Annotated in this window: 28 protein-coding genes; 19 read left to right on the top strand and 9 right to left on the bottom strand. The window is 65.0% G+C overall.

Going from position 1 to position 23,185, the window contains the following annotated elements:
• The first annotated feature begins 35 nt into the window (after positions 1 to 35).
• On the top strand, positions 36 to 713 hold the full coding sequence (locus tag KK488_RS12955; RefSeq protein WP_214624105.1) for a phosphoribosylanthranilate isomerase: 678 nt from the start codon (positions 36 to 38) through the stop codon (positions 711 to 713).
• Between the two features lie 77 nt (positions 714 to 790).
• Here KK488_RS12955 and KK488_RS12960 read toward each other — a convergent pair whose 3' ends face one another.
• Positions 791 to 1,570 carry a citryl-CoA lyase gene (locus KK488_RS12960; RefSeq protein WP_214624106.1) on the bottom strand — a complete coding sequence of 260 codons (780 nt, stop codon included), beginning with the start codon at positions 1,568 to 1,570 and terminating at the stop codon, positions 791 to 793.
• 291 nt (positions 1,571 to 1,861) lie between these two features.
• On the opposite strand from KK488_RS12960, the gene KK488_RS12965 reads away from it, so the two are divergent.
• The 5 genes from KK488_RS12965 (at position 1,862) to KK488_RS12985 (ending at position 6,510) form a co-directional block, all read left to right on the top strand.
• Positions 1,862 to 3,001, top strand: a complete 1,140-nt coding sequence (locus KK488_RS12965) for a CaiB/BaiF CoA transferase family protein (protein WP_214624107.1) — start codon at positions 1,862 to 1,864, stop codon at positions 2,999 to 3,001.
• A gap of 10 nt (positions 3,002 to 3,011) precedes the next feature.
• On the top strand, positions 3,012 to 3,614 hold the full coding sequence (wrbA, locus tag KK488_RS12970; protein WP_214624108.1) for an NAD(P)H:quinone oxidoreductase: 603 nt from the start codon (positions 3,012 to 3,014) through the stop codon (positions 3,612 to 3,614).
• Positions 3,615 to 3,658: 44 nt separating this feature from the next.
• Positions 3,659 to 4,213, top strand: a complete 555-nt coding sequence (locus KK488_RS12975; RefSeq protein WP_214624109.1) for a VOC family protein — start codon at positions 3,659 to 3,661, stop codon at positions 4,211 to 4,213.
• A 138-nt stretch (positions 4,214 to 4,351) separates the two neighbouring features.
• Positions 4,352 to 5,374 carry a 5-methyltetrahydropteroyltriglutamate--homocysteine methyltransferase gene (locus KK488_RS12980; protein ID WP_349356894.1) on the top strand — a complete coding sequence of 341 codons (1,023 nt, stop codon included), beginning with the start codon at positions 4,352 to 4,354 and terminating at the stop codon, positions 5,372 to 5,374.
• Positions 5,371 to 6,510, top strand: a complete 1,140-nt coding sequence (locus KK488_RS12985) for a cobalamin-independent methionine synthase II family protein (protein WP_214624110.1) — start codon at positions 5,371 to 5,373, stop codon at positions 6,508 to 6,510. Before KK488_RS12980 ends, KK488_RS12985 begins: the two co-directional genes overlap by 4 nt.
• Positions 6,511 to 6,516: 6 nt before the next feature.
• On the opposite strand, the gene gmk is transcribed toward KK488_RS12985, so the two are convergent.
• The gene (gmk, locus tag KK488_RS12990; RefSeq protein WP_214624111.1) at positions 6,517 to 7,197 is read right to left on the bottom strand and encodes a guanylate kinase; all 681 of its coding nucleotides are present in this window, start codon (positions 7,195 to 7,197) and stop codon (positions 6,517 to 6,519) included.
• A 104-nt stretch (positions 7,198 to 7,301) separates the two neighbouring features.
• On the opposite strand from gmk, the gene KK488_RS12995 reads away from it, so the two are divergent.
• The gene (locus tag KK488_RS12995) at positions 7,302 to 7,433 is read left to right on the top strand and encodes an entericidin A/B family lipoprotein (protein ID WP_214624112.1); all 132 of its coding nucleotides are present in this window, start codon (positions 7,302 to 7,304) and stop codon (positions 7,431 to 7,433) included.
• A 10-nt stretch (positions 7,434 to 7,443) separates the two neighbouring features.
• Positions 7,444 to 7,752, top strand: a complete 309-nt coding sequence (locus tag KK488_RS13000) for a hypothetical protein (protein ID WP_214624113.1) — start codon at positions 7,444 to 7,446, stop codon at positions 7,750 to 7,752.
• Between the two features lie 4 nt (positions 7,753 to 7,756).
• On the opposite strand, the gene KK488_RS13005 is transcribed toward KK488_RS13000, so the two are convergent.
• From KK488_RS13005 to KK488_RS13015, 3 genes are all read right to left on the bottom strand, one after another.
• Entirely contained in the window at positions 7,757 to 8,446 is a 690-nt protein-coding gene (locus KK488_RS13005) for a hypothetical protein (RefSeq protein WP_214624114.1), read from the bottom strand.
• Between the two features lie 342 nt (positions 8,447 to 8,788).
• The gene (locus KK488_RS13010; protein ID WP_214624115.1) at positions 8,789 to 8,941 is read right to left on the bottom strand and encodes a hypothetical protein; all 153 of its coding nucleotides are present in this window, start codon (positions 8,939 to 8,941) and stop codon (positions 8,789 to 8,791) included.
• 196 nt (positions 8,942 to 9,137) lie between these two features.
• The gene (locus KK488_RS13015) at positions 9,138 to 9,290 is read right to left on the bottom strand and encodes a hypothetical protein (RefSeq protein WP_214624116.1); all 153 of its coding nucleotides are present in this window, start codon (positions 9,288 to 9,290) and stop codon (positions 9,138 to 9,140) included.
• Between the two features lie 147 nt (positions 9,291 to 9,437).
• Here KK488_RS13015 and KK488_RS13020 point away from each other — a divergent pair, with 147 nt between their 5' ends.
• Positions 9,438 to 9,572: an entericidin A/B family lipoprotein gene (locus KK488_RS13020; protein ID WP_214624117.1), complete on the top strand. Its 135-nt coding sequence runs from the start codon at positions 9,438 to 9,440 to the stop codon at positions 9,570 to 9,572.
• A gap of 75 nt (positions 9,573 to 9,647) precedes the next feature.
• Here the strand turns inward: KK488_RS13020 and KK488_RS13025 are convergent, their stop codons facing one another.
• Positions 9,648 to 10,217 (bottom strand): glycine zipper 2TM domain-containing protein, encoded by a 570-nt coding sequence (locus KK488_RS13025; protein ID WP_214624118.1) that lies wholly within the window; start codon positions 10,215 to 10,217, stop codon positions 9,648 to 9,650.
• Between the two features lie 214 nt (positions 10,218 to 10,431).
• Here KK488_RS13025 and KK488_RS13030 point away from each other — a divergent pair, with 214 nt between their 5' ends.
• Positions 10,432 to 10,713: a hypothetical protein gene (locus KK488_RS13030; protein WP_214624119.1), complete on the top strand. Its 282-nt coding sequence runs from the start codon at positions 10,432 to 10,434 to the stop codon at positions 10,711 to 10,713.
• A 480-nt stretch (positions 10,714 to 11,193) separates the two neighbouring features.
• On the opposite strand, the gene KK488_RS13035 is transcribed toward KK488_RS13030, so the two are convergent.
• Together KK488_RS13035 and KK488_RS13040 are read right to left on the bottom strand one after the other, a co-directional pair.
• Complete coding sequence (locus KK488_RS13035; protein ID WP_214624120.1) at positions 11,194 to 12,255, bottom strand: ribonucleotide-diphosphate reductase subunit beta; 1,062 nt, start codon at positions 12,253 to 12,255, stop codon at positions 11,194 to 11,196.
• A gap of 151 nt (positions 12,256 to 12,406) precedes the next feature.
• Positions 12,407 to 12,592 carry a hypothetical protein gene (locus KK488_RS13040; protein ID WP_214624121.1) on the bottom strand — a complete coding sequence of 62 codons (186 nt, stop codon included), beginning with the start codon at positions 12,590 to 12,592 and terminating at the stop codon, positions 12,407 to 12,409.
• A gap of 220 nt (positions 12,593 to 12,812) precedes the next feature.
• Between KK488_RS13040 and KK488_RS21710 the strand changes: the two genes are divergently transcribed.
• From KK488_RS21710 to KK488_RS13075, 7 genes are all read left to right on the top strand, one after another.
• Positions 12,813 to 13,190: a DUF2171 domain-containing protein gene (locus KK488_RS21710; RefSeq protein WP_214624122.1), complete on the top strand. Its 378-nt coding sequence runs from the start codon at positions 12,813 to 12,815 to the stop codon at positions 13,188 to 13,190.
• A 433-nt stretch (positions 13,191 to 13,623) separates the two neighbouring features.
• Entirely contained in the window at positions 13,624 to 14,250 is a 627-nt protein-coding gene (locus tag KK488_RS21605) for a cupin domain-containing protein (protein WP_214624123.1), read from the top strand.
• Between the two features lie 10 nt (positions 14,251 to 14,260).
• Complete coding sequence (locus KK488_RS13055; protein WP_214624124.1) at positions 14,261 to 15,445, top strand: amidohydrolase family protein; 1,185 nt, start codon at positions 14,261 to 14,263, stop codon at positions 15,443 to 15,445.
• Positions 15,446 to 15,772: 327 nt separating this feature from the next.
• Entirely contained in the window at positions 15,773 to 16,318 is a 546-nt protein-coding gene (locus KK488_RS13060; RefSeq protein ID WP_214624125.1) for an RNA polymerase sigma factor, read from the top strand.
• A gap of 113 nt (positions 16,319 to 16,431) precedes the next feature.
• Complete coding sequence (locus KK488_RS13065) at positions 16,432 to 18,210, top strand: vWA domain-containing protein (RefSeq protein WP_250890391.1); 1,779 nt, start codon at positions 16,432 to 16,434, stop codon at positions 18,208 to 18,210.
• Between the two features lie 165 nt (positions 18,211 to 18,375).
• Positions 18,376 to 19,542: a tetratricopeptide repeat protein gene (locus KK488_RS13070; protein ID WP_214624126.1), complete on the top strand. Its 1,167-nt coding sequence runs from the start codon at positions 18,376 to 18,378 to the stop codon at positions 19,540 to 19,542.
• 107 nt (positions 19,543 to 19,649) lie between these two features.
• Positions 19,650 to 20,396 carry an NADPH-dependent F420 reductase gene (locus tag KK488_RS13075; RefSeq protein ID WP_214624127.1) on the top strand — a complete coding sequence of 249 codons (747 nt, stop codon included), beginning with the start codon at positions 19,650 to 19,652 and terminating at the stop codon, positions 20,394 to 20,396.
• Between the two features lie 15 nt (positions 20,397 to 20,411).
• On the opposite strand, the gene KK488_RS13080 is transcribed toward KK488_RS13075, so the two are convergent.
• Positions 20,412 to 20,936: a MarR family winged helix-turn-helix transcriptional regulator gene (locus KK488_RS13080; RefSeq protein ID WP_214624128.1), complete on the bottom strand. Its 525-nt coding sequence runs from the start codon at positions 20,934 to 20,936 to the stop codon at positions 20,412 to 20,414.
• A gap of 347 nt (positions 20,937 to 21,283) precedes the next feature.
• Here KK488_RS13080 and KK488_RS13085 point away from each other — a divergent pair, with 347 nt between their 5' ends.
• Together KK488_RS13085 and KK488_RS13090 are read left to right on the top strand one after the other, a co-directional pair.
• Positions 21,284 to 21,892, top strand: coding sequence for a nuclear transport factor 2 family protein (locus tag KK488_RS13085; RefSeq protein WP_214624129.1), 609 nt, complete (start codon positions 21,284 to 21,286; stop codon positions 21,890 to 21,892).
• A 73-nt stretch (positions 21,893 to 21,965) separates the two neighbouring features.
• Positions 21,966 to 23,099 carry an SMP-30/gluconolactonase/LRE family protein gene (locus KK488_RS13090; RefSeq protein WP_214624130.1) on the top strand — a complete coding sequence of 378 codons (1,134 nt, stop codon included), beginning with the start codon at positions 21,966 to 21,968 and terminating at the stop codon, positions 23,097 to 23,099.
• The last annotated feature ends 86 nt before the right edge of the window (positions 23,100 to 23,185 follow it).

The following is a 23,185-nucleotide window of genomic DNA, read 5'->3' on the forward strand; positions in this document are numbered from 1 at the left end:
GTTGCCGCGTCCATGCCGGCGTGCGAGATGTCGCCATGCGAACCCGGATCAAGATATGCTGCCTGCGATCGGCGGAGGAAGCGCGCCAGGCGATCGCGGCTGGTGCGGATGCGATCGGCTTTGTCGCCCTGACGCCGCCGACAGCGCGCACCATCCCTGATCAGGAGATAGCCGGCATCATCGCGGCGGTGCCGCCGTCGATCGAGACTTTCGTGCTGAGCGCCGCGCCGACCGCCGAGGTCCTTGCCGCGCGGGCCCGTCGCACCGGCGCGACCACGATCCAGATCCTCTCATATCTCGACCCCGCCGAATCCGCACGGCTCGCCGCGCTCGCGCCCGGCCTACGCCGCGTGCAGGTCATTCATGTCGAAGGACCCGAGGCGTTGGACCTCATCCCGGTCTATGCGCCGCATGTGCATGCCTTCCTGCTCGATTCCGGCAAGCCCAATGCGCCGAGGCCCTCCTATGGCGGAACCGGCCTCCCGCATGACTGGGCCGTCAGCGCGCGGTTCGTTCAGGTGAGTCCCTTGCCCGTCCATCTCGCCGGCGGCCTTGCTCCCGACAATGTCGGGCAGGCGATCCGGCGCGTCCGGCCGTTTGGAGTCGATCTGTGCAGCGGCGTGCGCACCGGCGATCACCTCGACCCGGCCAGGCTCGCCGCCTTCGTGGATGCGGTGCGGCGGACGGATGTGGCGCTGGGCGGCGTGCGGTGATGTAAGGACAATGTCCCCCTCCCGCTTGCGGGAGGGGGAGCGTCATTCCCCGCCCCGAGGCCCAGCGAACGCGCGTCCTAGCCCTCGAAGTCGATCCGGTCGGCCGCCGCGCCGCCCATGATGAAGCCGATCGGCCGCTCCTGTTCCTCGTTGAGATGGCCGATCAGGCTGGCCGTGCGTGCGAGCAGCGCGATGCCCTTGAGCGCCGCGAGCGGGAAGCCGGCATCGAGCAGCACCGCCGGGATCGCGCCGTTGACGTTGATCGGCAGCGGGCGGCCGATCGCCTCGGGCATGGCATCGCGCACCGCATGGAGCATCTCGATGTGGCGCCCGACGACGCCTTTCTCCGCCGCCAGCGCGAGCAGCTTGAGCGCGCGTGGATCGCCTTCCGAATGTTGCGGATGGCCGAAACCGGGCACCGCCTTCTTCTCGGCCCGCAGTGCCTTGATCCCGGCGACGGCAGCGTCCTGATCGGACAGGCCCTCATCCGCGGCGCGCGCGATGGTCTGGGCAAGGAATTGCCCGGCGAGATCGGCGCTGCCGAGGATCACCGATCCGCAGCCGAGCAGCCCCGCCGCCACGGCGCCCTGCCAGGCTTCCGGCCCTGCCGCGAGCGTCATGCGCGCGGTGACCACGCTCGGCACCAGCCCGTGCTCGGCAATGGCGCAGAGCGTCGCGTCGGCGAGCGAGCGCTGCGTCTCGCTCGGCCTCTGCCCCGTCACCAGCAGCCAGAAATAGCTGGTGAAGTCCCACTGGCCGATCACCTCGTCGCACAGGTCGAGCCCGCGCACGGTGATGCTGTGCGCGTCCGAGGTGCTGATGCCCGTGACCGCATTGTCCTGCTTGCCGATGCGCATGTCTCTCTCCCGTGATGATCGTCCGCCGATTTTGGCGACTGTCCTACACATGTTCGGCGTGATAAGAAAACCACTCTTAAGTGATTGAAATAGAAAAGTTTTATATTTTCATATCGGGGATACGTGCGATGTTCGCGATGTTTCGGAAAAGCATCGAGCCTTTTCAAAGGCTTGGCGCCACGCCGGTGGGAATGAAACGATGGAAGACGGCCGCAAAACCGCATTGATCCGGCTCATCGAAGGCCCTAGCCCGGAGTCAAGGCGATGGTCGAGACCGGAAAGGGAGAGAAGATGGCGCAACCGCTCAAGGATGTGACGGTGCTGGAGATGGGGACGTTCATCACCGGCCCTGCCGCGGGGATGCTGCTGGCCGATCTGGGCGCGCGTGTCATCAAGATCGAGCAGACCGGGCAGGGCGATCCCTTTCGCGCCTTCAAGGGCGGGCTGTACTCGCCGCATTTCCAGACCTACAACCGGGGCAAGCAGAGCATCGAGCTGGACACGCGCAAGCCGGAGGATCTGGCGGTGCTGGACAAGCTCGTCGCCGATGCGGACGTCTTCATCCAGAATTTCCGCCCCGGCGTCGCCGCGCGTCTCGGCGTTGATGCCCCCCGGCTGCAGGGACTCAATCCGCGGCTGATCTATGCGTCGATCTCCGGCTTCGGCCCGGAAGGGCCGGATCGCGACCGGCCGGCTTTCGACACGGTCGCACAGGCGGCGAGCGGCTTTTTGCGCCTGCTGGTCAACCCGGCCCATCCCCGTGTCGTCGGTCCGGCTATCGCCGACGCCCTGACCGGCTTCTATGCTGCTTATGGCATCCTCGCTGCCCTCAACGAGCGCCACGTGACCGGCAAGGGCCGCCTCGTCGAGACCTCGATGTTCGAGTCCATGGCCCATTTCAACCTCGACGACTTCACGCACTATTTCTCGGAAGGCCTGATCATGGGCCCGTCGAGCCGGCCGCATGTCAGCCAGAGCTATGTGTTCCAGTGTGCGGACGGCAAGTGGCTGGCGCTGCACATGTCCTCGCCGCCGAAATTCTGGGAAAATCTCGCCGAAGCGGTAGGCCGACCAGACATGCTGGGCCTGCCGCAATTCGCCACGCGCGATGCACGGATCGACCATTATGAGGATGTCGTCGCCTTCCTCGCGCCCATCTTTGCCACACGGGATCGGGATGACTGGTGCGGGCATCTGCAGGCGCTGGAAGTGCCGCACTCGCCGGTGCGCAGTTCGGCGGAGGTTGCGGCCAGTCCCCAGGCGGCTGCGCTCGGCCTCGTCATCGAGGATCCGGATGGACCGCATGGCCGTTTTCGTACCATTCGTTCTCCCGTCTCGTTCGATGGTGAGCGGATGACGCAGGTGACGGCACCCCCGGTGCTCGGCGCCGACAATGACACGATTGTCGCCCCGCTGCGGGGCGGGAACTGAGGAGAGAGAAATGGCGAAGATCCTGGTTCTCTATTATTCGAGCTACGGCCATGTCGAGCAAATGGCGCGGGCCGTCGCGGAAGGCGCGGCGAGCATCGAGGGCTGCACGGTGGACGTGAAGCGCGTTCCCGAACTGGTGCCCGAGGAGATTGCGAGGGCCTCGGGCCACAAGCTCGATCAAGAGGCGCCGATCGCCACCGTCGATGAGCTGCCCGGCTATGACGCGATCATCTTCGGCACCCCCACGCGCTTCGGCATGATGGCGGCGCAGATGCGCAATTTCCTGGATCAGACCGGCGGCCTCTGGGCGCGGGGCGCGCTCGTCGGCAAGATCGGCAGTGTGTTCGTCTCGACCGCTACCCAGCATGGCGGGCAGGAAAGCACGATCCTCTCCTTCCACACGACGCTCCTGCATCAGGGCATGATCATCGTCGGCCTGCCCTACAGCTTTTCGGGCAATAGCGAGATGGAGGAGATCAGCGGCGGCACGCCCTACGGGGCCTCGACGCTCGCCAAATCGGACGGCAGCCGCCAGCCCAGCAACAATGAACTGGCCGGCGCACGATTCCAGGGTCGCCATGTCGCCGAAATTGCGCTTAAGTTAGCGAGCTAAGGGGAGGCGCGCGCCCGGTTCCCCGAGTCGAGGAGAGAGAGATTATGGCCGAGAAGATTGTGGCAAACCGCCTGCACCACACTGCTTATGTCACGAAGGATCTGGAGAAGACCCGTGCTTTCTACGAGGATGTGATCGGCCTGCCGCTGGCCGCAACCTATTGCGAGAAGGACGAGCTGTTCGGCAAGGAGCGCACTTATTGCCACTGCTTTTTCGAGCTGGCCGATGGCGGCGCGCTTGCCTTCTTCCAGTTCGCCGATGACGAGGACCAGACCCTCTTCGGCCCGGCCATGCCGGACACGCCCTTCCATCACATCGCGCTGCATGTCGACAAGGATGGCCAGGCCGCGCTGGAACGACGCATCGCGGCCGCCGGCATCCAGCCGCCGGACACCTATATTCTGGAGCATGGCTATTGCCGTTCGGTCTATGTGAAGGATCCCAACGGCATGACCGTCGAGTTCACCTGCGATGATCCCAAGGCGCTCGATCCCGCGCTGGACGCGGAGCGCCGTGCTGCCGCCCATGGCGAGCTCAAGCGCTGGCTTGCGGGCGCGCATCACAACAACAATCCCTTCCGCGCCGAAGCCAATCATTGACGGCGCCGGCTCCTTCGTTGGGCCTTGTCGGATACCGTTCGTAATGACACAACGCTGAGCAGCGCCCGCGATGGGCGCGACGGCCGTGCCACCCCCCGGCATGCGCCGGATGCCAAAGCTGCGAGAGAGGAGATTGCCGTGCTGCTGCCAACCACGCTCGTGGGGTCTTATGCCCAGCCCGATTGGCTCATCGACAAGGTGAAGCTGGCCGGCCGTTTCCCGCCCCGCGTCCGTGCGACCGAGCTGTGGCGCGTCGATCCCGAATTTCGCGAGCAGGCCTTCGACGACGCCACAGTCCTCGCGATCCGCGATCAGGAACGGGCCGGCATCGACATCATTACTGACGGCGAGATGCGCCGCGAGAGCTATTCGAACCGGTTCGCGACCGCGCTCGAGGGCGTCGATCTCGACAATCCCGGTATCGCGCTCGATCGCTCGGGCGAACCCAATCCGGTTCCGCGGATCAGCGGTAAGATCCGTCGCAAGCATGCCGTTGAGACGCGCGATGTCGAGTTTCTGCGGGCCAATACCGACCGGATGATCAAGATCACCGTGCCCGGCCCGTTCACGATGAGCCAGCAGGCGCAGAATGACTTCTACACCGACGAAGCCGAGATGGCGCATGACTATGCGGTCGCCGTGAACGCCGAAATTAAGGACTTGTTCGCCGCCGGCGCCGACATCGTCCAAATCGACGAGCCTTACATGCAGGCACGCCCCGCCAAGGCGCGCGACTATGGGCTGGCGGCGCTCAAGACAGCACTGGAAGGCGTCGGGGGCCGCACCGCGCTGCACATCTGCTTCGGCTATGCGGCTTTGATCCACGAGCGTCCCGAGGGCTATAATTTCCTGCCCGAGCTGGCAGACACCGCGCTCGACGAGATTTCGGTCGAGACGGCGCAGTCCGAACTCGATTGTTCGGTGCTCGCCAAGCTGCCCGGCAAGACCGTGATTCTGGGCGTGCTCGACCTCTCGACGCAGGAGATAGAGATGCCCGAGGTGGTGGCGACGCGCATCCGCCGAGCCCTGCCCTATGTGCCCGCCGAGAAGCTGGTCATCGCACCGGATTGCGGCTTCAAATATCTGCCGCGCGAGGTCGCTTATGCGAAGATGGAAGCGATGGTCGCGGGCGCCAGGATCGTGCGCGCCGAGCTGGCATGACGCGCGGGCGCTTCCTCACCACCCACGTCGGCAGCCTGCCGCGCGACGAGGCGCTCAAGGCGCTGATGTATGCGCGCGAAGATGGCGAGGTGATCGACGAAGCGGTGCTGGATGCGCGCATCGTCGCCGCGGTAACTGAGGTCGTCGCGCGACAGGCAGCGGCGGGGATCGACATCGTCAATGACGGCGAACAGTCCAAGCCGAGCTACGCCACCTATATCAAGGACCGGCTCACCGGCTTCGGCGGCGAGAGCCAGAGCTATGTCTTCCAGGATCTGGAGGATTTCCCCGGCGCCAAGGCGCGCATGGCCGGCGACGAGGGGCGCAAGCATCGCCGTACGCCCGCCTGCACCGGGCCGATCGGCGTCAAGGACATGGATGCGGTTCATCGAGACGCGGCCACGCTCAAGTCGGCGCTGGCGGCGCATCCCGAGCGCCAGGCCTTCATGAGCGCGGCATCGCCCGGCGTCACCGCGCTCTTCTTCCGCAACGAGCATTATGCCAGCGACGAGGATTATGTCTTCGCGCTCGCCGAAGGCCTGCGCCACGAATATGAGGCAATTGCGGCGGCGGGCATCGTCCTCCAGATCGATTGTCCTGATCTCGCGATGGGCCGCCACACCCAGTTCCGCGAGCTCAGCCTCTCGCAGTTTCGCGACAAGATGATGCTCAATATCGAGGCGCTGAACCGCGCGACCGCGAATATCCCGGCCGAGCAGCTGCGCATGCACCTATGCTGGGGAAACTACCCGGGGCCGCACACGCATGACGTGCCGATGGCGGACATCGTCGATCTCGTCTGGCGCGCCCGACCCCATGCCATCCAGTTCGAGGCGGCCAATCCCCGCCATGCACATGAATATGCCCTGTTCGAGACGGTGCGCCTGCCCGAGGGGAAGGTGCTGATCCCCGGCGTTGTCGAGCCCCAGTCGCCCTATGTCGAGCATCCCGAGCTGATCGCGCAGCGCATCGGCCATTATGCCAACCGCGTCGGCCGCGAGAATGTCATGGCTGGTGTCGACTGCGGCTTCTCGGTCCATGTCGGCACGGATGGCATCGCGCAGGAGGTGGTGTGGGCGAAGCTGGCGGCATTGAGCGAAGGCGCCGCGATCGCGAGCAGGATCTACTGGCCCTGACGCCGCTCAGATATCCTGCGTATCGAGCTTGCGGATGAAGCCGATCAGTCCTGTTTGGCGGCTGCGCTTCAGTCGCTCGGCATGGAGGATCGTCCGGACCTTCGCGAAACAGGCTTCGGCGTCGTCATTGACCAGGACATAGTCGTAACCGTCCCAGTGCGCGATCTCGCTATGGGCGCGGGCCATGCGACGATCGATCACCTCGTCGCTGTCCGTGCGGCGGCCGCGCAGGCGGTTTTCGAGCTCGATCATCGATGGGGGCAGGATGAACACGCGCACGACGTCACCCCCGGCGAGTTGGTGAAGCTGCTGGGCGCCTTGCCAGTCGATATCGAAGAGAATGTCGTGACCAGCCTCCAGCATGCCCTCGACCGGTCCGCGCGGGGTGCCGTAGCGATGATCGAAGACATGCGCCCATTCGAGGAACTCATTGTTGCCGACCATGTCCTTGAAGGTCTGGAGGTCGACGAAATGATAGTCCTTCCCGTCGATCTCGCCGGGGCGCATCGGCCGCGTCGTCGCCGAGACAGACATGGTGAGGCCGTCATCGTCCGCCAGCAGCTTGCGTGAAATGGTCGATTTGCCCGCGCCTGAGGGCGAGGATAGCACGAACAGCAGTCCCCGGCGTTTGAACGCGGCGGGCTGGGCAAGCACGTCGCCCGGAGCAATCAATATCCTGTCGGTCATGCCTGCTCCTGCCGCGAGTTGCGGCGCGCGTCAATCCGAGCGAGCAACCGAACGGGAACCCGGGCGTTCTGCATAGCGAAACCGGACCAGATGGAGTATGAACCATGAAACGCAATGCCATTCTCGCCCTGTTGCTCGGCGCGGCGTTTGCCCTCAATGCCTGCGCGACCGTGAAGGGCGCGGGCAAGGACATCCAGTCGGTCGGCCAGGCCGGCGAAGACGCGATCAACCACTAAGGATTGCACCATGATCGATGAAGCCAGCAAGGGACCACCCGAGGTCGACGATCCCGATCCCGACGAGGAGAATTCGGAGCAGGACGAGAGCGGCACGCAGGCGCAGGACGTCGCGACCGATGCGCTGCGCAATCCCTATCGCGGTGGCAACGGCGAGACCGAGCATGGCGGCCGGCCGGACCCTTATGCGCTCACGCCGGACGATGAACAGGACGTGGTCGACCACATGAACGACATGGAGCGCAGCGGCCGGATCGACATGGGGGCTTTCGAGGGGGAGGACAATATGGACGACGAGGACGGCTCGATCCCGGATTGAGCCGTCACCGTGTCGTCCCACCCCCTCCGCTGGCGAGGGGAGAGGCTGCGGCCGACCTGGTCGCGGCGGTGGGCAGCATCGGGAGCGGCGGAGCCAGCGCGGCGCGGGCGAGCTTGCCGTCGGGATCGGGCAGGCCTGCCGCCTTGTTCAGCTCCCAGAGCATGAAGGTCGCCTTGTCATTGAAGGCATTGGCGTCGCCGGCCTCCGCATCGGCCAGGATCGTTTTGGACTTGGCGCAGAAGGCGTCACGGGTCAGCGTGCCGGCATAGCTGTTATAGACCTTGGTCATATGGTCGTCGTAGGCGTCCTGCCACTTCTTGCCGCCACGCGCCTGGAAGTGGTTCACCTCGAGTTGCGCTGCCTGCGAGAGCAAGGGCTTGTGCATGGTCAGCACATGATTGTAGCTCGCCACCAGCGCTCTGTTATCAGGCCCCTGGCACATCAGCACCGCCACATTGAGGCCAGAGCGCAGGTGCCACAGATCCTCGCCCTTGCTCTGATTGATGAGCTCGGGCGGCGGCGGGGGCGGCGGCTCCAGCGGCTTGTTTTCCGGGATCGGCGCTGGAATGTTCACGATCGGCGCCGCGACCTGCTTGTTGGGGCCGCAGCCGGCCAGCGCGGCGAGCAGCGGCAGGGCCAGAAGCGGAACGGCTGGCGCCACCAGGCTCGACGCCTTGGGTATGCGCAAGGCCATCATCGTTCTCCCAATCATATTCGGCGCCCACCGGCGCCCGTCAACTCTGCCCCTGTGCGCGGCGTTATCATCCCACGGGAGTCGCTTGGCAAGAGTCCGCCGGACTCGCTTCATCGCGTTGGCGATCTGGCGTGGCGCAAATGTTACGCAGGTACGTAATTTTCTTCCGAAGTTCACAAAGGTCACGGGAGGAACAATTTTATTTTCGGGTTTTCCACACGGGGCGTCCGGTGAAGGGATGAAAAGGGCTCGAAGATACATGAGCAGAGCATAGCATCGTCCGCCCCCTGTAGGACAGGGTCTTCGATCGAACAGCCGTCTCGGCTGTCCTGCCCAGCCGGCTCACGCCTGGCGGGCTTTAGCCTTTGTCGCCCGAAGCCGATCATATTCCCGTTGAAGCAGGATGTTCAGTATCTGCTTTTCATAAGGGTCTGTTTCCGTCGCAAGCCGTTTTTCGAACTTCGCGATATTCTGCTCGTGAGCCCAGTCATCCACGTTACCCTCCTACCCGAGAGCGACTCGGTTCGGCACCGAGTCGATGGCGGAGCCAACTTATTTTAAATTGTGGATAATTGCATCGCTCAGTCAGTAATATCATGATTTCACGTGCAAAAACGTGGCGCAACCATAGCCGTGGCTCAGGCCGTGACCTGATCCCTGTCTGGGGACAGTCGTCTTGCCGCACGCTGCCTCAGGCGTGGGCCTGTTCGTGCGCGGCGATCATCTGTTGCAGGACGACGATGCGCGCGCGCTCATTGACCCAGTCCTGCGACGGTCGGGCCTGAATCTGATCGAGCAGCGCGCGCAGCTCCTTCCTGCGGTCTTCGATGGTGACGGGCTCCATGGCGGTCCTCCTGATGTGAAGTGATCCCGGCGCGATCAAGACGCATGACCGGGCGAACCGGTTCCGATTGAAAGCCGCGGGCCTTTGTGGAAAATATCGCACACATCACCAAAGGGCCGCGAAACCGGCCACGAAAAAGGAATGCCAATGAAGGGTTCGCTCCTGCTCGCCACGCTGATCAGCGCGGCGCTCGCGCTCTCCGCCTGCGCCACGGTCAAGGGCGTCGGCAAGGACATCCAGTCGGTCGGCCAAGCCGGATCGGACGCGATCCACAAGAAATAGGCCCGCGCCGCGATTCAGGAAAAAGGCGCGGAGCCGAAGCGCCGCGCCTTCTATATTCTTCCGGTCGTCAGGGCCTCAGCGGCACTGAACGCTGCCCCGGTCGATCGACTGGCCGAGCGCCGCGCCAGCACCGGCGCCAAGGACGGTGCCCAGGACCGACGAGCGGCCGCGATCGATCGAGTTGCCGATCACGCCGCCGAGCACAGCGCCGACGATGAGGCCGGTCGTGCCGTCGCTGCGGCGGCAATAGTAACGATCGTCATCGCCGCGATAGATGCGCGTCTCCCGCGTTACGATGATCGGGCGATAGCCGTACCTGTTGTAAGGGCGATAATAGCGGTTGGCATAATAGCCGCCGCGATAGCGCGGATCCGGGCGATTATAATCATAGTTATAGACGATGACCGGGCCACGGCGGTGATCATCACGCCAGTCGCGACGGTCGTCCCGGCGATCATCGCGCCAGTCGCGCCGATCATCCCGGCGGTCGCGCCGGTCATCGCGCCAGTCGCGGCGATCGTCGTCATGCTTCCTCCAGCCACGCCCCTCGGGCGGATCGGCGAAAGCGGGCGTCGCGGCAATGCCGCCGAGCGCGGTCGCGCCCAGCGCGAAAGCGGTGATTGCCTTGTTCAGACCCTTGAACATCTGTCTCACTCCATATGGTTCTGCACGTTCACTGCAGGAGGGAACGGGTGTATCATAGAGCGGGTTGCATGAACCGGGAACTACGCGGCGTTCATGTCCGGGACAGGGGATTGACCCGTGTCAATGCGGCCGAGCAGGACGTGTTTACAGGGCGGGCGGGCGGCAACTCCAATGACGCCCCAGTGTTATGATGATGAAAATGGAGGAGCGCAGCATGACGCAGCAGGACAGGGACGAGCAGGAGGCGCTTGCACGGCGCTATCGGGAGGCTGCGGCAGGCGACGCGTGGCACGAGCGCGCGAGCGACGATTCGGCGGAGAGCGAGGATGACCCGACTCTCGCGGTGACGCCTGAAGTGCCGGACGTGCCGCTGACCGACGTGGCCCATCCGGACCCGGCCGACGGCGAGGATCATGACGCGCCGCCGAGCGAGAAGGGGCCTTATTATGACAAGCTGATGCGGGGGCTGGAACCGGGGGAGACGACGGGGGAGTGACGGGATCGTCCAGTACTGTCCGCGCGCAACGGAAATATCCCCACATATGTGAATGGGGTGATTTTTAACTTCGGTCGGGCAGACAGTTTCCTGCCTGTCCTTCCGAAAATGTCAGACTGAATTGAGGTGTGCGAGTAGTAGATGGAAGGATGCTTTCAGATCTTTCAGAGCAGCAAATTCCGAAGAAAATGCTCGTTCTGATCGAAAGAACACACCATCTTTATCCTCGATTTCCCAAATCCAATCGCCATTCCGGTTTTGAACAAAACGATGCTCTAGCATGGTTCAATACCTCAAATGGCGTTTATATCTACCCGATTAGATCCTTGATCATGATTAGTTATGTGACATGAATGGGTCTGAACCAACGTTCGCCACCATCCAGAGGTCAAGGAGCCTCTCAAGTCGTGTCGCTTCGGGCTTTCTGGGATGCGCTAGTCCCGATTTATAGCATCAATTCTCCCCAATCGTGCCTCAGAATTACTCCGCCGCGATCCCCGCCTGCTTGAACATATCATCCCCGCCGCCGCTCGGATCATCGTCGCCGGGGGTGTCGTTCGCCTTGCTGCGCTTGCGGCGGTCGAAGCTTTCCCAGACGTCGTTCCACTGGCCGCGGGTCGCGCCCTTGGAATATTCGGTGGCGCGGGTCTCGAAGAAGTTGGCATGCTCGACGCCGTTGAGCAGCGGGGCGAGCCAGGGGAGCGGGTGATCCTCGATCATATAGACGGGCTTGAGGCCGAGCTGGCCGAGGCGCCAGTCCGCGATGTAGCGGATGTAGCGCTTGATCTCGCTGGCGGTCATGCCGGCGACGGGACCGGCCTCGAAGGCGAGGTCGATGAAGGCATCCTCGAGCCGCACGGTCTTCTGGCAGCAGTCGATAATGTCTTCTTTCACCGCCTTGGTGAGACAACCGCGCTCCTTCACGAACTCGTGGAAGAGGCGCACGATGCCCTCGCAATGCAGCGTCTCGTCGCGCACCGACCAGGTAACGATCTGGCCCATGCCCTTCATCTTGTTGAAACGCGGGAAGTTCATCAGCATGGCGAAGCTGGCGAAGAGCTGCATGCCCTCGGTAAAGCCGCCGAACATGGCGAGGGTGCGGGCGATGTCCTCGTCGCTGTCCACGCCGAACTGCTGCATATAGTCATGCTTGGCGCGCATCTCCTCATATTCGAGGAACATCGAATATTCGCTCTCGGGCATGCCGATCGTGTCGAGCAGGTGCGAATAGGCCGCGATGTGGATCGTCTCCATGTTGCTGAACGCGGTCAGCATCATCTTGATCTCGGTCGGCTTGAACACGCGGCCATATTTGTCGTGGTAGCAATCCTGCACCTCGACGTCCGCCTGGGTGAAGAAGCGGAAGATCTGGGTCAGGAGGTTGCGCTCATGCTCGCTCAGCTTTTGCGCCCAGTCGCGGCAATCCTCGCCCAGGGGGACTTCCTCGGGCATCCAGTGCACCTGCTGCTGGCGCTTCCAGAAGTCATAGGCCCAGGGATATTCGAAGGGCTTGTAGACCTTGGAGGCTTGAAGAAGAGACATTTTAGGCGGCTCCGGAACTAAGCATGAACATAGCAATATGAAGCGTCATGCTACGCGCATTCACCACAAAGTCTAGCGCGTTAAGGCGTCGTCCACAGGTAAATTTGGGGCTTTCGGGCTTGACTTTCAAGCATGCGCGCCGGGCCGCGGATCAGCCCCCGACGCGGTGCAGGCCCCAGGCGTAGAGCGCAAGAATGACCGACAGGGCGAGGGCCATCGTGCCGGCGATGCGCTGGATATAGATGCCCTGCTCGCTGAGCGCCGGGCGGGCGAGGATGATGCCGCCGCAAATGGCTGCGGCGGCCGCGACGAGGGCCATGACGAGGGCGGGGGTCATGCGGCGAACGATAGGCGCGCGAGAGGATGGGCGCAATGCGGGTGAAGGCGAATGACCACGCGGGAACGAAGGAAACAGGTGCGTGTCCTCCGCGGCGAGCGGTGCATGTGCGCCGCGCCACGGCTCGTCGTGTTTGGCGCGGCGGGGCGGAACGGATGGCGGGAGCGGTCCGTTGTCCGGGCATCACACCCAGTCCTCAGCTACCCAAAGGAGAGACACGATGTTCGAGAAATGGCGGATCAAGGAACATATGGAAGTCACCGATGCAGCCGGGCGCCATGTCGGCACCATCGACAGCGTCGACGGCGACACGATCAAGCTCACGCGCAGCGATTCCACGGACGGGCAGCATCATCTGCTGGACTTCGATGCGGTCGATAAGATCGAGGATAATCGCGTCTATCTGAAGAGCGGAACGCCGCTGCCTCAGGGCTTCGAGGCGACCGATACGCGCCCCGAGCAGTTCGAGCAGGCGACCGGCCGCGTGACCGATACGGAGATCGCCGGCGCGGAGAGCAATATCGATCCCGGTGGGGATGCGCCGCTGTTCGGCACGAGTGGCCATGGCACGGGCATGGGCGGTTCGGGCACAAGCTGACGTGGCTTTTCCGGCGCCCTGATCGGCGCCGGACCGACACGCCCCGGCGCGGTAATCCGGCCCCGGCTCTTGTCGGCGTCGCGCGCGCTCTTATCTATAGGCCACAAGGTCAGAGAAAATGCTGCACGCATAAAGGGGGACAGGTCGCCGGCGGCGACCTCCCACACGCCGACCGGTCGCCTGAAGGGTCCGGTCTCCCATCCCCCCGGGAGGCCGGGCTTTCTCATATCCGGCCCAATGGGCGCGCGACTCGACCGTCTCATTTGTCCGCCCGCCGACCTGGTGATGTCCTCCGACGCCTGCCTGCGGAGCAACCACACCTGGCTCGGCATGATCGGTATGGATTCTGCGCGCAACTGTATGGCTGCGGAGCATTTTTGAAGGGAAATAGCGGGTTGCGGCCGCTTCCCGTTTGACAAGCCAATTCCTTCACGTGTTTACTTTCTCCGATCGCGCCGGCGAGCGCGACGAGGAGGACAGGACCGTCATGGCGCAGAGCAGCGAGCAATATCCCAATCTGCGCCGCGTCATCACCGGCCATGACGAGCAGGGCCGCTCGGTCGCGATGATCGACGGGCCGTGCAACTTCCTTGGCGCCGGCACGGACGGCTGGCGCTTCCAGGACATCTGGTCGCACCGCATCCTGCCAGCGCCGATCGACCCGACCGAGGCCGATCCAACCGCGAACCCGCTCGACACGGGCGTCGTCGAGCATGGCCTGTTCGTGCGCATCTCGGACGTGCCGCCGACCAGGCCGGGCGAGAAGCCCTATATGCACCGCACCAACAGCGTCGATTATCTGCACGTGCTGGAGGGTGAGATCACCATGCTGCTGAGCGACGGGGTCGAGCCGGTGATCCTGCGCAAGGGCGATACCATTCTGCAGCGTGCCACGGACCATGCCTGGGTCAACCATACCGACAAGCATTGCCGGCTCTTCATCGTCATGATTGCGGGCCGCGCGACGCAGGCGCTGGAGAATCTGATCGGCCCCGTGCCGCTCTGGGACCCGGCCGGGCGCGCCCGCGCCCAGGACGACCAGGCCAAATCAGACGACTAGGAGAGACGCCATGAAGCTCAATCATCCGCTCATTTCCTGTGACGATCATCTCGATCTCAACATGCTGCCCGCGGACCTATGGACCAAGGGGCTGCCGGAGCATCTGCGCGACCGCGCGCCGCATATCGAGGTGATCGACGGCCGGCCGCAATGGGTCTGCGAGGGCAAGAGCTGGGGCGGCTGGAACGGCCAGGCGGGGCCGGACACCGGCCCCAAGGCGATCTTCACCGCCTTCGATCGTGGCGGCATCACCGATCTCACCGAGCGGCGCCCCGCCGTGCCCGAGTTGCGCATCGCCGACATGGATCGCGACGGCGTCTATGGCCATGTCATCTATGGCCCGGTCACCTCGATCAACCTTGCCGACACCGAGTTTCGCGACGCCTGTTACCGAGTTTATAACGACTGGCTGGCCGACTATTGCGCCTACAATCCCAACCGCCTGATCGGCGTGCCGATGCTGCCGGAATATCCGGAATCGGCGGTGCAGGAACTGTATCGCATCGCCAAGATGGGCGTGTTCAAGCAGGCCAACCTGCAGATCGCGGCGGCCGAGACCGGCCTGCACGATGAGCGCTGGGAGCCGCTGTGGAACGCGCTGGAGGAGACGGGCATCATCCTCTCCTTCCATGTCGTCGTGTTCATCATGCCGGGCAGCAAGCCCAATCCGGCCGCGGGCAAGGTGGCGGGGCACATGACCCACGCCAAGTCCTTCGTGTCGCAATTCATCGATCCGTTCGTTGACCTGTTCGCCTGGGCGATCCTGGAGCGGCATCCCAAGCTGAAGGTGGTCATCGCCGAGAGCGGCGTGGGCTGGCTGCCCTGGCTGGTCGAGGAGCTCGACTATCGCCACTGGCGCATCTGGGAAGGCAGGGAGTTCTGGGAGACGCGCGGCGGCATCCCGATGATCACCAAGCCGAGCGAGCTGTTCAAGCGGCAGGTCTACGCGACCTTCCAGGAAAGCCCGACGGCGATGTCGCTGCTCAAATTCTATGGCCCCGACAATCTTCTCTGGGCCTCGGACTATCCGCACCCGGACAGCATCTGGCCCAACTCGCGCGCCACGATCGCGCGCCAGATGGCCGATCTGCCGGACGAGACGATCCGCAAGCTGACCTTCGAGAATGCCGCCAAGCTCTACGGGCTGAATGTCGCGGCGATGGAAGCCGAGAACGAGCAGATCGCGGCGGAATGAGGGATTGGCGGCGGGTACTTGTCCGCCGTGTCTCCGGCGTTACCCTGCCTGAGCTGACTTAGTGCTCCTGCGGAAGCAGGAGCCCAGGGCAGTAGAGTTCGTCGGTTGCGCCCTGGGTTCCTACCTTCGCAGGAACACATGTTGGTTATCCGGGACATGTCTGTCGAGTCAGTGCCAGTCAGCCCGTCGCCGATGCTCGTGGCATCGCGCGCCGGATTGTTGCACATAGCCTGTCGTGCGGGGAATCATGCTCACGATCGGGTCGATGCGGGCGGGTGGCCGCCATCCGTTCTTATGGACCTTTCCGTTCCATCGTGATGGCTCTTGATGGCGGACTGGACCGCGCTTGCCGACGCCGAGTTGGTCGCGGCCGCCGTTTCCGGCGACCGTGCGGCGTTTCGGGCTCTGCTCGAGCGGCATTATGATCGCGTCCACCGCCTCGCCTGGCAATTGACCGGATCGCGCGCCGACGCGGACGACGTCACCCAGGACGTCTGTTGCACGTTGGTCGAGAAGATCGGGAGCTTCCGGGGTGAGGCCAAGTTCACGACCTGGCTGTGTGGGATCGTGTACAATGCCTGCCGAGACCTGCGCCGCCGCAAGCGCTCCTTCGGCGCGTTCACGGAGCGGCTGGCCGTCCTCGCCGGGCTCTCGCGCGGTCCCGATGGCCGTGACCTGTACGACGCGATGTGGCTCAAGAGCGCCATCGCGCGCCTGCCGCCGGCCTATCGCGAGGCGCTGGCGCTGGTGGTGGGGCAGGAACTCAGCCATGCCGAGGCGGCGGCAATCCTGGGCGTCGCCGAATCCACCATTTCCTGGCGGCTGCACGAAGTGCGCCGCACGCTCGGAGCCCAAGCCGGCGCGACCGACTGAGGTCTCGAAAAAAAATCGCAGGGCCACCCAAGGATCTCCCCGGGACGCGCGTCGCAGGAACATGCGGACGATGTGCGCCGCTGTTTTCTGGGAGAATGCCCATGTCGCGTTTGATGCCCCGTTTGAATAGTCTGATCGCGACGGCGAGCGTCGTCGCACTCCTCACAGCCTGCGCCCAGTCCGGCACCGAGCAGGCGGCCAATACGCTGTCGAACGAGAAAAAAGTCGCCGGGAGCGGCGACGCGAGCGACAGCGAGATCGTCGTGACCGGCGCGCGGATGGAGCGAGGCGATTATGCGGCGGCCGCGCCTGTGACTGTGGTCGGTCGTGGTCGCGTCGGCGAGGTGCCGCCGCCGCCCCCACCGCCCCCACCGCCACTCTATGCGCCGCAGGCCGCAATGACGACGCGGTTCGCGCCGAGCCCTGAGCCCCGGCCGCGCCTGCCCTATCATGATGTCGGCCGCGACCGCTTCACCAGCGTGGCGCAGAACCCGTTCAAGGTCGTCAAGGAAGAGCCTGTCTCGACCTTCTCGATCGATGTCGACACCGCCTCCTATTCCTTCACCCGTGCATCCCTCGCGCAGAATGTGCTGCCGCAGCCGGCGGCGGTGCGGGCCGAGGAGATGATCAACTATTTCCCCTATGACTATGCCGCGCCGCGCAGCGCCGAACAGCCTTTCACCACCAATGTCGCGGTGTTCCCCAGCCCGTGGACGGCAGGGCGCAAGCTCGTGCGGATCGGCATCAGGGGCTATGCGGTGCAGCACGCGACGCGGCCGCGCGCCAATCTCGTCTTTCTGATCGACACGTCCGGATCGATGAACGAGCCGAACAAGCTGCCGCTGGTCAAGCAATCGCTCGCCATGCTGCTCGATCAGCTCGGCGGCGACGACAGCGTCGCGATCGTCACCTATGCCGGCTATGCCGGGACCGCGCTGGCGCCGACGCCGGCCAGCCAGAAGGCGAAGATCCGGGCGGTGATCGACCGGCTCGGCGCGGGCGGCGGCACGGCCGGCGCCGAGGGCATCCGCCAGGCCTATGCGCTGGCCGAGCAGAATCTCGATCCAAAGGGCGTCAATCGCGTGATCCTGGCGACCGATGGCGATTTCAACATCGGCATCACCAATCAGGAGGAGCTCAAGGGCTATGTCGAGCGCGAGCGCGGCAAGGGCGTGTTCCTCTCGGTGCTCGGCTTCGGCATGGGCAATTACAATGACGCGCTGATGCAGACGCTGGCCCAGAACGGCAATGGCGCGGCCGCCTATATCGACACGCTCACCGAGGCGCGAAAGACGCTGGTGGACGAGGCGAGCTCGACCCTCTTCCCGATCGCCAAGGACGTGAAGATCCAGGTCGAGTTCAATCCGGCGACCGTCGCGGAATATCGGCTGATCGGCTACGAGACCCGCATGCTCGCCCGCGAGGATTTCGACAATGACAAGGTCGATGCCGGCGATGTCGGATCGGGCCAGACGGTGACGGCGCTGTACGAGGTCGTGCCGGTCGGCGGGCCGCGCGCGGTCGGCGATCTGCGCTATGCCAAGCCGGTGGTGATGGCGGGCGCCACGGTCGGCAAAGAGCTGGGCTTCGTCAAGATCCGCTACAAGCTGCCCAAGTCCGACAAGAGCGCGCTCATCTCGACGCCGATCGATCGGACGGTGGACTATGCCCGGTTCGAGGATGCACCGCGCGACGCCCGTTTCGCCGCCAGCGTCGCCGCCTTTGCCGAGCTGCTGCGCGGCGGCAAATATAGCGGCTCGGTCGGTTATGACGATGTGCTGAGGATGGCCAATGCCGCGCGCGGCGACGACAGCTTCGGCTATCGCGCGGAGTTCGTCCAGCTGGTCCGCGCCGCCAAGTCCGCGAGCGGGCTGGCGCAGCTGGAGCGCTAGGGACGGTGGGCCGCCGCTGTCGGCGAAGCAGCGGCGGCCGGTCGCGAGGTTGGCTTAGACCCGCGCGCAATATTGGCTATAAGGCTGGCCGATGCCGCTGTTCCCGCCTTGTCGCGCGACGATCCGTGCCTCTCGCCTCGACGGGGCGGGGGCCGTTGGACGCTGATGCCGATGGGGCCTGACGACGATCTCGCGAAATTGCTGCCGGAGGCGCCGCCGCGACCGGACCGGCGCGAGGCGGCCATCGCCGAGGCGATGCGCCGATTCGACGGCGAGGCGCCGACGTCCATCGCGCGGCGACCGCGCTTTGCCTGGCCGAAGCTCGGTCGCACACAGCTCGGCGCGGCCATGTCGGTGGCGCTGCTGGCGGCGATCGGCGTACCGCTGGCGCTGCGCACGATGCAGACGGAGGAGCTGGGCCTGCGTTCGCCACCGAAGCCCCATCATGCCAGCGAGCGAGCCTCCCCGTCGCCTGTCGCGACCCGCGCCGCGCCGGCGGGTCGCGATCAGCCTCCTCCGGCACAGGCCGCGCCGGCGCCGGCGACAGCGGTACCCGCGAAGGAGGCGCCACGCGCGCTTCGCGGGATGACGGCAAGCGAGGAGCCATCATCGCAGGATGCCCAGCCGGAGACGGCTTTCGCGCCGGCCGCACCTCCTCCTCCTCCTCCTCCTCCGGCGCCACCACCTCCGCCCCCGCCCGCCGCTGTTGCTTCTTCCGCCAAGGCGAGCGCGCCGCGTGCCCGGGCGCCTGCGGCGGAACAGGACGTGGTCGTCACCGGCACCCGGCTGGCCGGGCGCGTGAGCGACACGCCGGTGGCCATCACGGCCGCCGGGGAGAGCGAGGCCGGTGCCACCGAGATCGTCGTGACCAGCGGGCGCATCTCGCGCGCCGAGAGCAAGGCGGCACAGCGTGGCGACTGGAATGCCTGCACCGTGGACGATCCGGCGCGCAGTCTCGATCGGTGTCGGCGAGTGACGAAGCCGGGCGCCAAGGACAATGTGGGTCAGGCGGCGGCGCATATGGCCGATGGCCTCACCCATGCCTGGACACGCGACATGGACGGCGCGGTCGCGGCCTTCGACGCAGCGATCGCGATCGATCCCAAATCCGCTTCAGCCTATCTCAATCGCGGGATGGCTTATCATCATCTCGGCGAGGACGAACGGGCGGTGCGGGATTTCGACCAGGCCGTGCGGTATGCGCCCCGCGACCCGCGCGGTTTCTATCACCGCAGCATTGCCCTGCGTGCTCTCGGCGACGAGCGGCGCGCCGGCGCGGATCAGGCGCGCGCCGTCAGCCTGGATGGGCGATACGAGGAATTGGTCGACTAGTCGGCCGCGCGGGCGCTTCGTCCCGACAAGCCGCTTGACGCGCGCCTGCGCGAGCAGCCAGAGCGGCCCCAGCCGACGAGATCGGCCGGCCTTGACAAGGTGACGGGATGAAGATCGGGATCGTGGGCGCGGGCATGCTGGGCGCCACTCTTGCGCGCCGGTGCACCGCGGCCGGTCATGCGGTCAAGCTCGCCAACGCGCGCGGGCCGGACAGCATCCGCGACCTTGTCGAAGGTATGGGCACGCGCGCCGTCACGGTGGCTGAGGCCGTCGCGGACGTCGACATCATCGTCGTGTCGATCCCGCAGGGCGCTGTCGAGACGCTGTCGGCGGGGCTGTTCCACGAGGTGCCGGATGACGTGGTCATCATCGACACCGGCAATTATTATCCCGGCCTGCGCGACCAGCCGATCGCGGAGATCGAGGCCGGTCTGGCAGAGGGCCTTTGGGTCTCGCGGCAGCTCGGTCGGCCGGTCGTCAAGGCCTTGAACAGCATCAGCTTCACCAGCCTTGCCGATGGCGGCCGCGCATCGGGCGCGCCCGGTCGCATCGCACTGCCCGTGTCGGGCGATGATCCGGCGGCCAAGGCGGTCGTGGTCCGGTTGCTCGACGAGATCGGCTTCGACGGGGTCGATGCGGGGGCGCTGGCGGAGTCCTGGCGTCAGCAGCCCGGCACGCCGGTCTATTGCACCGATCTCGATCGTGAGGGCGTGACGCGCGGTCTCGATCTTGCCGACAAGGCGCAGTCGCCCGCGCGCCGCGACCAGTTCATCGCGCAGATGCTGCCGGCCTTGCGGACGGGCGAGAAGATCGACCTGGTTGCCTTGGGCCGCACGATCTACGGTGCGCCCTGAGCCGAGGCCGGCAGCTCAGTTCGCGACGCTGTTCCAGGCCTTGAGCAGGCAGTCGAGCTGCCGGTCCAGCGCGGCGATGTCGCAGCCATGATCGGCGGCGATGGCGAGCCGCTCGACCGTCACCTTGTTGAACTTGAGCACGATGTCATTGACGACGCGCAGCCCCTCATCGGTGAGCTTGAGCAGCCAGGCGCGCCGGTCATTCTCGTCGAGCAGGCGCTGGACCAGGCCGAGCTCGTGCAGCCGGTCGACCCGATAGGTGATCGCGCTGGGCCGCATGTGCAGCGAGCGCCAGAGATCGGAGGGGCGCACCGGCCGGTCGGGCCGCTCGCGCCGGATGATCATGAGGACGCTGACGTCGATGTCGCTCAGCGAGAATTCGTCGGCGATGCGGTTGTAGATGCGGCTCGTGATGACGTTGATCTGGTAGAGCTTGATCTGCACCGCGAAGGCGTCGACCTGCAGCGCGGGGATCTTCTCGCCCCAGTCCCTGACGACATCCTCGAGCGTTCCCCCGTCTGCCACGTCCAGTTCAACCATCAAGTCCATCCGTGCCTATTGTTAGATCGATCCGGCTCAGGCGTTCCAGCCCGCCGGTCCGCGCAGCGGCGTGCAACGTCTCTGTGCGATGAATGAGCGCTGACAAAAAACGCCGCTCCACAGGGGTCATAGCGCGATAATTTGAATTATCAAATTTCTGAATAATTCCTCTGCGTCGCGCCTAGATCAAAGCGAAGCGAGGATCTCGTCCCTGCGGGTCAGTCGATCATATCTGTCTCGCTTCATTATTTTTGATTTGTAATTATACATGATCGCAAATATCCTTCCGAAAGGAAAGAGGTTGCCGCTCCCATAGACGGATAACGGCCCTCAACAGGGAGTGGATGATGACGCGATCGGTCTGGCACGGGCGCAACTTTATCCTTGCCGGCCTGATGGTTGCGGCATCGGCCCAGGCGGCGGAGAAGCCCGCGCGCCTTAGCGCGGACGACATCGCGGCGATCAAGCAGCTCACGGCCAAATATGCGCATCTCGTCGATCGCTGCGTCAACAGTGGCTATGATTATGCCGATCTGTTCACCGATGACGGCACCTTCGGCGTCACCGATCAGTGGGACGTGGACGGCACGATCTGGGCGCGAGGGCGCGAGGCGCTGGCGCGGGCGGGTGGCGGCGGCCCCGGCGGCTGCCGCGAGAGCAAACCCGGCTCACCGGGCTACGGCCTCCACCACATCGTGACCAGCGAGGTGGTCGAGGCGGCGCCCGGCGGCGCGGTCGGGCGCTCGGTGCTCGTCACCATGGGTGTCGACGGCACGCCAGGCAGCATCGAATGGCAGGGCGGCTATCAGGACCGCTACGTCAAGACGGCGAAGGGCTGGCGCATCCAGTCTCGCTGGCATGTCTGGGTGAACTACAAGACATCGGTTCAGCTTGCCACGCATCCGCTGCCGGCCGCGCTACTGCCGCCCCAGCGGGACAAGCCTGCGGGGCAGTGATCGGCGATTCTGCGTCGACCCGCTCGCCGTTGAACCCAGACAATCAATCATCCGCCGAGAAAGGGGAGAGGGAATGAGACGCTCGATTTCGCACCTTGTTTCGACCGCGCTGACCACGGGGGCCGCGCTGTTTCTGTCCAGTGCCGCGCACGCTCAGTTCGGACCGCAGAATAGGCCGATGATGCGCGGCGACGGGCCGCCGGCCAAGGCCGCGCCGTTCCGCATCGAGAAGAAGGATGCCGGCCTCGATGCTCTGATCGCGCCGGACGCCAGGCTGGTCGAGGTCGCGCACGGCTTCGGCATCAACGAGGGCGTGACCTGGGTGCCGGACGGCAAGGACGGCTATGTGCTGGTCAGCGGCCTGATCGACAATGTCGTCTACAAGATGACGCTTGACGGCAAGGTGACAGCGCTGATCGAGAAGGCCGGCTATTCGGGCGACGACGCCAGCAACACCGGCTTCCAGACCCGCTCGGGCCGCGCCCATGTGCTGCTCATCGGCCCGTCCTGCACCGGCCTCGACAGCCAGGGTCGCATCCTCTGGTGCGCGCCTAACGATAACAACCTGATGCGGCTGGAGAAGGACGGCACGCGCACGGTCATCGCGGGGCCGAACGCCGATGGCGACAAGCATATGCAGGGCCCCAACGACATTACCGTCCTCAAGGACGACACCATCTATATCACGACCAACCAGTTCGGCTTCCGCAACGGCAAGGTGCCGGACGGCTTCACGGAGCCCGGCGTCTGGCGCCTCAAGGACGGCAAGCTCAGCATGGCGCTCTCCGCCAAGGATCTGGGTGCGGCGCCCAACGGCATCATCGTCTCGCCGGACGAGAAGCACATGTATCTGAGCGCCATGTTCAAGCTGGTGCAATATGACATCCAGCCCGACGGCACGCTGGCCAACCGCAAGCAGCTCGCCGAGGGCGACGGCATCATCGACGGCATGAAGGTCGACGTGCAGGGCAATATCTATTCCACCGGCGGCGCCGGCCCGGGCGTGGTGCGCATCTCCGCGCCGGACGGCAAGCTGCTCGGCCTACTGCGCATGCCAATCGACGGCTCGGAGCCCAAGCGCCAGCTTTGCGCGACCAATCTTGCCTTCGGCGGCAAGGACAACAAGACGCTGTTCATCGCCGGCTGCGACGCGGTGTTCAGCGTGCCGGTGAAGGTGCCGGGCATCGCACAAGGGCCGCGCCGCTAACCGCCACCATACCTGAATCAAGAAGCCGGCTGTGCCTGGGGGACGGCCGGCTTTTTCGTATCTGCGCACCTGCGCTGCGCTCCAAA

Source organism: Sphingobium nicotianae (genome assembly GCF_018603885.1).
GTDB lineage: Bacteria > Pseudomonadota > Alphaproteobacteria > Sphingomonadales > Sphingomonadaceae > Sphingobium > Sphingobium nicotianae.